Consider the following 9,423-nt stretch of genomic DNA (forward strand, 5'->3'; position numbering starts at 1 on the left):
GTGCCGACGGATTTTGCCCCGGTAGAAGTTATCCGCTGCGGTGCCGCGCTGGAAACCGTCGAAGACCAGGACGGACGGTGGTCGACGGTCACGCAGGAGCGACTCGTCGGAGACCTGGACGCATTAGTGGCTGCCCTGGCGGAACCCAGCGACGGAGCCGGGCCGAACCAGGTCTGCACCGCCGACATGGAACTGGTCCCCGACCTCTGGCTGCTGGCAGCAGATGGAAAGGCGATGCGGGCAGCCTGGCCCACGGACTCCTGCGGCAAAACCAAGCCAGGAGTACACGGCGTCCTGGCAGAGATGGACGTGGTCGAAACGAGCCAGCACAAGACCGCGTTGATTCAGTCCAGGGCCGCTCTTGACGCCGGCTGCCCCGAGGAGTGGAGTTTTAGCGCGTGGCCGGCAGTAAAGGATGCACCGATACTGCCGGACGTCGAGGATGCAGCTAAGAGTGGCGTTGGTGAGACTGTGCCTGCCTCACCGGGGTTCCTGCCCCGCTCTGACGACATCGATACTTTGAGGATCTGCCACTACCGGACGGCACCTGCGCCGAGCTCGCAGCCAACACCGGACACATCGGACGAACTTCCCGGCGGCCCGCAGCCGGACTCATCCTTTGAGGTCATCGAGAGCGCTGGGGGTACGTTTTCCGGAGGCGGTTTCCTGACGGGCCAGGCAAAGGACGCCATCTTGCAGACGGCCGCCGCTGAGCTGCCTGCTGCGGAATGCGGCGAGACGGCGACCGGGTTTGTAGTGCTGTGGCCGGTGGTCCAGGGGCAGGACGCCGGCACGCCGCTGACACTCGAGCTCGACGCCTGCCGCCGGCTTGTGGGCTTCGACGGTACTGCCAGAACCGTACCGGAGGAGGTTACCGCCGCCGTCGTCACGGCATTAGAAGACTAAGCCGGCGCGGATCCGGTCATGTGTCACACCCGCACCCCAATTCCGCGCCAGCCCGCCCCGGAGCGTACCCTTGGTCTGTGAAAACCTTCGAAGAGCTATTTGCCGAACTCAGTGAGAAGGCGGCGACCCGGCCTGCCGGGTCACGTACCGTCGCCGAACTGGAATCCGGCGTGCACGGCATCGGCAAGAAGGTTGTCGAAGAAGCCGCCGAAGTCTGGATGGCCGCCGAGTACGAGTCTGATGAAGCCGCCGCTGAGGAAATCTCCCAGCTGCTCTACCACCTGCAGGTGCTTATGCTGGCCAAAGGCCTCACCCTGCAGGACATTTACAAGCATCTCTAGCCACGTGCTGCCCTGAGTTCGCCTCAGGCAGCGTGTGGCCCGCCGGCAGGCCCAGTTCCCCTCTGACTTCCAGCGAAAGAAACAAGTAAATGCTCCGTGTAGCCGTACCCAACAAGGGTGCCCTTTCCGAATCCGCCTCCGCGATGCTCTCCGAGGCCGGATACCGCCAGCGCCGCGACAGCCGCGAACTGGTGATGGTCGATCCCGACAATGACATCGAATTCTTCTTCCTTCGCCCCCGCGACATTGCGGTTTATGTCGGCTCCGGAACGCTCGACGTCGGACTCACCGGCCGCGACCTGTTCCTGGACGCCCAGGTGGACGCCGAAGAGCTGATGAGCCTCGGCTTCGGCGCTTCAACCTTCCGCTTCGCCGGACCGGTAGGGGAGTTCTCCTCCCTGGCTGAGCTCAACGGCAAGCGCGTCGCCACGAGCTACGACGGCCTGCTCCGCGACTACCTCGCCGAACACGGTGTGGACGCCTCCGTGGTCCGCCTTGACGGCGCCGTCGAATCCTCGGTGCGTCTCGGCGTCGCTGACGCGATTGCCGACGTCGTGGAAACCGGAACCACCCTGCGCGCCGCCGGCATGGAGATCTTCGGTGAGCCGATCCTGAAGTCCGAGGCCGTGATGATCGGCCGCAAGGGCGCCAACCCGGCGGGACTCGAGGTCCTCAAACGCCGGCTTAAGGGCGTCCTGGTGGCCCGCCAGTACGTGATGATGGACTACGACATCCGCAAGGAACTCGTCGAAGCAGCAGCCGCGCTGACTCCCGGCCTGGAATCCCCGACCGTCTCCCCGCTGCGGGACACGGACTGGGTGGCCGTGCGCTCCATGATCAAGAAGTCCGACACGAACCGCATCATGGATGAGCTGTACGACCTCGGCGCCCGCGCCATCCTGGTCAGCACCATCCACGCCTGCCGGATCTAGGGGAGAGTCACCATGAGTGTTGCCATCCGCGTCATTCCCTGCCTGGACGTCGACGCCGGCCGCGTGGTCAAGGGCATCAACTTCGAGGGCCTGCGCGACGCCGGTGATCCGGTGGAGCTGGCCCACCGCTACGACCGCGCCGGCGCCGATGAACTGACGTTCCTCGATGTCACGGCGTCCTCCGGTGCCCGCGAAACAGTGTTCGACGTCGTCTCCCGCACCGCCGAGGAAGTCTTCATTCCGCTGACCGTGGGCGGCGGCGTCCGCACCATTGACGACGTCGACCGGCTGCTGCGCTCCGGCGCAGACAAGGCCTCGATCAACTCGGCCGCTGTCGCGCGCCCGGACATCATTGACGAAATCACCCGGCATTTCGGTTCACAGGTGCTGGTGCTCTCCGTGGATGCCCGGCGCATTCACGACGGGTCCACGCCGTCGGGCTTCGAAATCACCACCCACGGCGGACGCAAGGGCACCGGGATCGACGCCGTTGCCTGGGCGAAGGAAGCCGCTGACCGGGGTGTGGGGGAGATCCTGCTGAACTCGATTGACGCTGACGGCACCCGCGACGGGTTCGACCTGGAAATGATCCGCGCTGTCCGTGCTGCGGTGAACGTGCCGCTGATCGCCTCCGGGGGCGCCGGCGTGCCGGAGCATTTTCCGCCGGCCATTGCCGCCGGTGCAGATGCCGTGCTGGCCGCGTCCATCTTCCACTTCGGGCCAGACAACGCCATCGCTGACGTCAAAAAAGCCATTGCGGACGCGGGCTACCCGGTTCGGTAGCCTCTCCCCGCCGAAATGGCAGAAGGTGCACTTCCCACGGCTGGGAAGCGCACCTTCTTCCGTTTCACGGAACGGCACTGGGCCGGATGATTTGACCGCGAGGACCGCGCCCGCAGAGGCTTGAACGAACAAGGAAGTGGAGGTGCACCGTGGAGGGGCAGGAGCTGCAGGACGCTGCCCGTGAGGCGGCTGAGGAATTGCCCGGGTCGACCATGGGCCATCCCTTCGGGCCCGAGTATGAGGTCTTCAAGGTTCGGGGCAAGGTCTTTATGCTGCTGACCGAGGTCCCCGGCGAACCCGTGGTGGTGCTCAAGACCGAGCCGGAGGAATCCCAGGCGTTGCGCCAGGCACACCGCGACATCAAGCCGGGGTATCACATGAACAAAAAGCACTGGATCATGCTCGAGCCTGCAGAGGCCGACGGCGAGGACAGGATCCGGAACGGGGGGCGGGGGCACCCTGGACCCGGATCTGGTCCGGGAGCTGGTCACCGAGTCGTACCGTCTGGTTGTTGCCGGACTCCCGCGCGCCGAGCGGCCGGTCGACCCCAACACCTTCGGAAAACCGCGGCAGGATTCCGCATGAGCCTGGACGGCAGGAAGCTGCAGGGGACCGCGCGCAGGAAGGCGGACGCGCTGCCGCTCGTCTCAAACGGGCGTCCCTTCACGGAAGCACTGGACGTGTACAAAGTGTCCGGCAAAGTCTTCCTCATAGTCACCGACGATCCGGCGGAGCTGATCATCACGGTGAAGGCCGAACCTGACCGGGGCCGGTTCCTGCGGCGGGAGTATGGGCCGATCACCCCTGGGCGGTATCTGCACAAAGACCATTGGGTGAGCATCGGAGCGGGCGCAGGGATCACCGACGAGCTGGTGGCGGACCTAGTGGAAAGCTCCTACCAGCTCGTCTGCGAAACGCTACCAAAAAAGACCGGCCCGACGCGCTGAGCCCTGGTCCTTAGATATGCTGAGTCCTGGTCCTTAGATATACAGGCGATCAACGATGGACGGGCGATCGACGTCGTCGAGCGCTAAGCCTTGGCGGGGACCAGGTTCGCAAAGGGCAGGCGGCCGTAGCGCTGCTGGAACTGCTCCTGGTAGCCGGCTTGGGCCGCGTTGAGGCCCTCCACCGGCAGCTCCTTCCAAGCCACAAGCAGATCCTCCGCGTCCGCCAGCTGCCAGATTAAGCGGCCGTCCCAGTGGCCTGGCGGCTTTCCCCGGCCGAAGTCCACAAATTCCTGGATCTGACGTCGGAGCCCGCGGTTGCCCTTGCTGCCGGGACCGGCCTTGCCGATGAACAGGATGTCCGCGTCCGCGACCCACTCGGCCATAAGCAGAGCCCGGGACAACGACGGATTCTTCTTCTTGAACACCCCGGCCGTGCTCTTGGCTAGGGGCCGCGGAGCAAACCCCTCCGGACGCACTATGGCGAAGAGCCCCTGACGCTGCGGGATCCGGTTGATCTCAAGGTCTCCGAGGGGACGGAAGCCGGCAAAGCCATCGTCCTTGAGGGTTTTCCTGTTCACGGGATCGGATTCCTTGCACTGAATGTGGCCGTTTGAGGCGGGCAGCCTATTACGGGGCATTTCGCCCTCCGATGATATCCGACTGTGGGCCGCGCCTACTTTCCGGCACCCGGTAGCGTGGAGGAGGAAGCACATCCCCACAACCCCCGCTCACGGTCCGCTGTACGCGGGGAACTGCTGACCCCAACATGCTTGGAGATACTTCATGACCACCGCACGCGCTTACGCTGCCACCTCCGCCACGGACCCGCTGGTCCCCACCACCATTGAACGCCGCGACGTCGGCCCGCACGACGTCCTCATCGACATCGCCTACGCCGGCGTCTGCCACTCCGACATCCACACCGTGCGTGGCGAATGGGGCCCCATCGCCTACCCGCAGGTCGTGGGCCACGAAATCGTGGGCATCGTCGCCGAGGCTGGCGCCGAGGTCACCGCACACAAGGTGGGCGACAGGGTGGGCGTTGGCTGCATGGTCAACTCCTGCCGCGAGTGCGAGAACTGCCTGGCTGGCATGGAGAACTACTGCCTCAAGGGCAACACCGGCACCTACGCCAGCAAGGACGTTGACGGCAGCATCACCCAGGGTGGCTACTCCACATCCGTGGTGGTCAACGATGACTTCGTCCTCCAGGTCCCGGAGAACATCCCCTACGAAGCCGCTGCTCCGCTGCTCTGCGCGGGTATCACCACCTACTCGCCGCTCGCCCACTGGAACGCGGGACCGGGCAAGAAGGTCGCCGTCGTCGGAATGGGCGGACTCGGCCACATGGCCGTCAAGATTGCCGCAGCCATGGGTGCCGAAGTGACCGTTCTGTCCCAGACGCTGAACAAGCAGGAGGACGGCCTGCGCTTCGGGGCCGAGCACTACTACGCCACGAGCGACGCCGGCACCTTCGAGAAGCTGGCCAACAGCTTCGACCTGATCATCAACACGGTCAGCGCTCCGGTGGAGCTGCAGTCCTACCTGAACCTGCTCCGTCTCGACGGCACCATGGTCAACGTGGGCGCACCGCCCGAGCCGCTGCCTGTTTCGGTCTTCGGCCTGATGGGCAACCGCCGCTCGTTCGCGGCGTCGGGCATCGGCAGCATTGCCGAGACCCAGGAAATGCTGGACTTCTGCGCGGAGCACGGCATCGCGCCGGAGGTGGAGCTGATCGCCGCCAGCGAGATCAACACCGCTTACGAGCGGGTCCTGAAGTCGGACGTCCGCTACCGCTTCGTGATCGATACGGCCACGATCTAGCCGCGAGGGAACGGGCCCTAGCCCGGGCTCTTTCCAGCGCTAGGTTTCGTTCTGGCGGGTGGATCTGTTGGGAGATTCCTGCCTGACCAACAACTGGATCACTAGCCCGGTCAGGAAAAGGAAGAGACCGAACGGGCCCCAGAAATTGGAGATGGCGACCATCGTAACAGTGCAAATGACCGCCCCGGCGATGAGTAGCGCGGTGCTCAGAGTCACCTGCCCCTTGGTTGTTCGGACAACCCTGATTATCTCTTTGCTCCGCGTGGCTTTGCGCCCATTCCTGATCAGACCCAGCACCGATAGAGCGCCCAGGAATATTGGGCCCCTGCCTCCGAAGGGAAGTGCACCAGGCGCTAACGCGATGCCAAGAGCCGCGAAAGCGAGCACCCCGGCGCTCACGTCGCACTGACGCACTGTAAGCCTCCAATTCATCAGCATGGCTCACGTTATGGAGTAGGCGGTGCTGGTTTTCACCGGGCACGACGAAGCATAGTGGTCTGCATCAGAATTCCCCCGATTACGAGACTGTGCCGAAGCGGCACTGCTTCGGTGACCTGAACACTAAGCCGGGGTGGGCTCGTTTGTCAGTACTCGGCCACTACCTGTCTTTAGGCTGAGGCTACGGGAAGACCTACAGCCCGATGTCGGCACTCTCAAGCAGAGCGACGGCGTCGGGCTGGCCTTCGAACATCACCAGCGCCTGCTGGGCCCGGCCGTGGGCGTGCAGGAGGAGTTCGCCCGGCTCGCCGACGATCGCCACGGACACCGCAGCGCGCTTGGCCACGTGGCGCGGACCGTCGGGACGGACCAGGATGATGCCGACGTCGACGCCGCGGTACAGGATGGCGGCCCGCTTCAGCAGGTCCGACCACAGGGCGTCGGAGTACTCGGAATCCAGTGCGCGGGGCGCCCACCGGTCACCGGCACGGCGGATGTCTTCGGTGTGGACGAAATATTCGGTGAGGTTCGCACTGTTATCCACCGACTTGAGATGCATGGGGGAGAGCAGCGGCGGTCCCGACCGGAAGGCCTTCACCAGTTTGGCGTAACCCTCGGTGGTGGCCGCTTTTTCCGTCAGCGTGTCCATGGCCTTGGCGGTCTTGCCGGCGAACGGCTTCATAAAGAAACCCAGCGCGGCGGCGGGCCGGTGCTCGCGCAGATAAAGGTGCGCGGCGAGGTGCCTGGTCTCCCACCCTTCGCAGAGCGTAGGCGCGTGGGGACCGGCCGCCAGCAGTGTTTCGGCCAGGACTTCACGGGAAGGTTCAACGAATTGCATCACTGCTGAAACTAGCACGGAACCCCCTGCTTTGCCCGCCGGACGCGGCCAATCCGCCCGGCCGGCCGCAAACCCACTAGAATCGGTAGCGATGGCAACAGAGCGTACCCCCCAGACACCCCACCCGGCCTCCGCACTGGACTCCGGCATTGCAGCGACCCTCAAGCGGGACGACGCCGGATTAGTTGCCGCGATCATCCAGCAGCATGACACCGGGGAGGTGCTGATGCTCGGCTGGATGGACGACGAAGCCCTGCACCGCACGCTCACCACCGGCCGGGTCACCTTTTGGTCCCGGTCCCGGCAGGAATACTGGCGCAAGGGCGATACCTCAGGCCACGTACAGCACGTGAAATCGGTGGCACTCGACTGCGACGGCGATGCCCTCTTGGTCCGCGTCGACCAGGTGGGAGCGGCCTGCCACACCGGGACCCGGACCTGCTTCGAGGGCCGCGGCCTCCCTGTTTCCGCTTAAGGCCGCCTAAGTTTTCGACAGTTTTCGACCCTTCTAACCCGAAAGCCCCAACACATGCAGGATCTAGGCGTTATCAGTCCCACACTGGAGGAATTCCGGGCCCTGGCCGCGGACCGCCGCGTCGTTCCCGTCCGGCTGAAGGTCCTCGCCGACGCGCACACGCCGATCGGCATCTACCGCAAGCTCGCCGCTGGGGAGCCCGGCACCTTCCTGATGGAGTCGGCAGCTTCCGGCGGCGTCTGGTCCCGCTACTCCTTCATTGGCGCCCGTTCCCGCGCCACGCTGACCACCCGCGACGGCCAGGCCTGCTGGCTGGGCGAGCCCCCCGCGGGAGTTCCCGTGGAGGGGAATCCGGTGGAGGCGATGGCTGCCACCCTCGAACTGCTGGCCACGGACCGGTTCGAGGGGCTGCCGCCCTTCACCTCAGGACTGGTTGGGTTCGTCGGCTGGGAGGCAGTGCGGCACTGGGAAAAGCTGCCCTCGCCGCCGGTCGATGACCTGGACCTGCCCGAAATCGCCATGAACCTGGTCTCCGACATGGCCATCCATGACAACTCCGACGGCACCGTGCTGCTGGTCGCCAACGCTATCAACTTCGACGGTTCCGATGACCGGGTCGACGACGCCTGGCAGGACGCCGTAGCCCGGCTGCACAGCATGCTGGACCGGCTCGCCGCGCACACTCCAGCGCAGGCCGTCACCGTGCTCGACGGCGGAACGGCGGACGTTGCCTCTCTCACGGCGGGCGTCAAGGAAAGCTGGCCCAAGCCGGACTATCTCCGTGCGGTGGAGCGGGGCAAGGAAGCCATCGTTGACGGCGAAGTCTTCCAGGTCGTCATTTCCCGCCGCTTCGAGATGGAGTGCCGGGCCGATGCCCTGGACGTGTACCGGGTGCTGCGGAACACCAACCCCAGCCCGTACATGTACCTTTTTAACTTCGAAGACGCCCGCGGCAATCCCTTCGCCGTCGTTGGCTCCTCGCCGGAAGCGCTGGTCAAGGTGACCGGCACCGAAGTGATCACCCACCCGATCGCCGGTTCCCGGCCCCGCGGCAAGACCCAGGAACTCGACCGCTCACTGGCCGAGGACCTCCTGGTGGATGAAAAGGAACGCGCCGAGCACCTGATGCTCGTGGACCTGGCCCGCAACGACCTGTCCAAGGTCTGCCGCCCCGGCAGTGTGGACGTCACGCAGTTCATGGAGGTCGAACGCTTCAGCCACATCATGCACCTGGTCTCCACCGTGGTGGGCGAGCTCTCCGTGCAGAGCTCCGCCTATGACGTCCTTTCCGCCACTTTCCCGGCCGGCACACTTTCGGGCGCCCCCAAACCGCGGGCGCTGAGCCTGCTCGATGAACTGGAACCGCACCGCCGCGGCATCTACGGTGGCGTGGTCGGGTACCTCGATTTCGCCGGGGACATGGACATGGCCATCGCGATCCGTTCAGCACTGCTGCGCGATGGGAAAGCCTATGTGCAGGCCGGCGGAGGGATCGTGGCCGATTCGGATCTGGAAACCGAAGCCGAGGAAACGGTCAACAAGGCGGCAGCTCCGCTGCGGGCAGCCCTGATAGCGAACGGACTGGCCCCGGTTACCCCCACGGTGGCCGAACAGATCTTCAACAGGCAGGAAACCCAGAAGTGAGTGCAAGAACTGTCCAGGCTGCACCGCGCTGGCAGCGCAAGTCCACGGTTGTGTTCGGGACGGTGCTGCTGGCAGCCGCGGCTTTCGGCGCCACAACCCGCACCTGGCTCGACGTCGTGCTGCCGCAGGCCGGCGTGAACACCCCCGACATTGCCGTCGCCGGCAGCGAAGCAGCCACCGCGGTAACCGCGTTCGCCGTCGTCGCGATGGCCGCCGCGCTGGCGGCCTCAATCGCCGGGAAGGTAGCCCGCTGGATCATCGCCGGTGTCCTGTTGGTCGCCGGAATCGGTGTCAC

At 65.3% G+C, this 9,423-nt stretch carries 11 protein-coding genes; 9 read left to right on the forward strand and 2 right to left on the reverse strand.

Annotated elements, in window-relative coordinates; all coding sequences use genetic code 11:
* From RTN46_RS06315 to RTN46_RS06335, 5 genes are all read left to right on the forward strand, one after another.
* A partial coding sequence (locus RTN46_RS06315) for a hypothetical protein (protein WP_312179902.1) occupies window positions 1-906 on the forward strand: 906 nt, incomplete at its 5' end.
* A gap of 77 nt (window positions 907-983) precedes the next feature.
* A complete protein-coding gene (locus RTN46_RS06320; protein ID WP_066298286.1) occupies window positions 984-1,247 on the forward strand; it encodes a phosphoribosyl-ATP diphosphatase in 264 nt (87 codons plus the stop codon).
* A gap of 89 nt (window positions 1,248-1,336) precedes the next feature.
* Window positions 1,337-2,179, forward strand: coding sequence for an ATP phosphoribosyltransferase (gene hisG / locus RTN46_RS06325; RefSeq protein ID WP_312179905.1), 843 nt, complete (start codon window positions 1,337-1,339; stop codon window positions 2,177-2,179).
* A 12-nt stretch (window positions 2,180-2,191) separates the two neighbouring features.
* The gene (gene hisF, locus RTN46_RS06330; protein WP_312179907.1) at window positions 2,192-2,962 is read left to right on the forward strand and encodes an imidazole glycerol phosphate synthase subunit HisF; all 771 of its coding nucleotides are present in this window, start codon (window positions 2,192-2,194) and stop codon (window positions 2,960-2,962) included.
* A 149-nt stretch (window positions 2,963-3,111) separates the two neighbouring features.
* On the forward strand, window positions 3,112-3,909 hold the full coding sequence (locus RTN46_RS06335; protein WP_312179909.1) for an MmcQ/YjbR family DNA-binding protein: 798 nt from the start codon (window positions 3,112-3,114) through the stop codon (window positions 3,907-3,909).
* Window positions 3,910-3,992: 83 nt separating this feature from the next.
* Here the strand turns inward: RTN46_RS06335 and RTN46_RS06340 are convergent, their stop codons facing one another.
* A complete protein-coding gene (locus RTN46_RS06340) occupies window positions 3,993-4,487 on the reverse strand; it encodes a hypothetical protein (protein WP_312179911.1) in 495 nt (164 codons plus the stop codon).
* Between the two features lie 205 nt (window positions 4,488-4,692).
* On the opposite strand from RTN46_RS06340, the gene RTN46_RS06345 reads away from it, so the two are divergent.
* Window positions 4,693-5,733 carry an NAD(P)-dependent alcohol dehydrogenase gene (locus RTN46_RS06345; protein WP_312179913.1) on the forward strand — a complete coding sequence of 347 codons (1,041 nt, stop codon included), beginning with the start codon at window positions 4,693-4,695 and terminating at the stop codon, window positions 5,731-5,733.
* Window positions 5,734-6,364: 631 nt separating this feature from the next.
* On the opposite strand, the gene RTN46_RS06350 is transcribed toward RTN46_RS06345, so the two are convergent.
* Entirely contained in the window at window positions 6,365-7,009 is a 645-nt protein-coding gene (locus RTN46_RS06350) for a TIGR03085 family metal-binding protein (protein WP_312179915.1), read from the reverse strand.
* A gap of 91 nt (window positions 7,010-7,100) precedes the next feature.
* Here RTN46_RS06350 and hisI point away from each other — a divergent pair, with 91 nt between their 5' ends.
* The 3 genes from hisI to RTN46_RS06365 all read left to right on the forward strand — a co-directional run.
* Window positions 7,101-7,484 carry a phosphoribosyl-AMP cyclohydrolase gene (gene hisI, locus RTN46_RS06355; protein ID WP_312179916.1) on the forward strand — a complete coding sequence of 128 codons (384 nt, stop codon included), beginning with the start codon at window positions 7,101-7,103 and terminating at the stop codon, window positions 7,482-7,484.
* 54 nt (window positions 7,485-7,538) lie between these two features.
* Complete coding sequence (locus tag RTN46_RS06360) at window positions 7,539-9,128, forward strand: anthranilate synthase component I (protein ID WP_312179918.1); 1,590 nt, start codon at window positions 7,539-7,541, stop codon at window positions 9,126-9,128.
* On the forward strand, window positions 9,125-9,423 hold a 299-nt coding region (locus RTN46_RS06365), incomplete at its 3' end, for a Trp biosynthesis-associated membrane protein (RefSeq protein ID WP_312179919.1). The genes RTN46_RS06360 and RTN46_RS06365, both read left to right, overlap by 4 nt.

It is taken from the genome of Arthrobacter sp. (assembly GCF_031988865.1).
In the GTDB taxonomy this organism is placed as follows: Bacteria; Actinomycetota; Actinomycetes; order Actinomycetales; family Micrococcaceae; genus Arthrobacter_B.

What these genes read in the sequence shown, in the direction of transcription:
- hisG (WP_312179905.1), top strand. Translation starts at nt 1,337, where the DNA reads ATGCTCCGTGTAGCCGTACCCAACAAGGGTGCCCTTTCCGAATCCGCC.
- hisF (WP_312179907.1), top strand. Translation starts at nt 2,192, where the DNA reads ATGAGTGTTGCCATCCGCGTCATTCCCTGCCTGGACGTCGACGCCGGC.
- hisI (WP_312179916.1), top strand. Translation starts at nt 7,101, where the DNA reads ATGGCAACAGAGCGTACCCCCCAGACACCCCACCCGGCCTCCGCACTG.
- RTN46_RS06350 (WP_312179915.1), bottom strand. Translation starts at nt 7,009, where the DNA reads ATGCAATTCGTTGAACCTTCCCGTGAAGTCCTGGCCGAAACACTGCTG.
- RTN46_RS06360 (WP_312179918.1), top strand. Translation starts at nt 7,539, where the DNA reads ATGCAGGATCTAGGCGTTATCAGTCCCACACTGGAGGAATTCCGGGCC.
- RTN46_RS06345 (WP_312179913.1), top strand. Translation starts at nt 4,693, where the DNA reads ATGACCACCGCACGCGCTTACGCTGCCACCTCCGCCACGGACCCGCTG.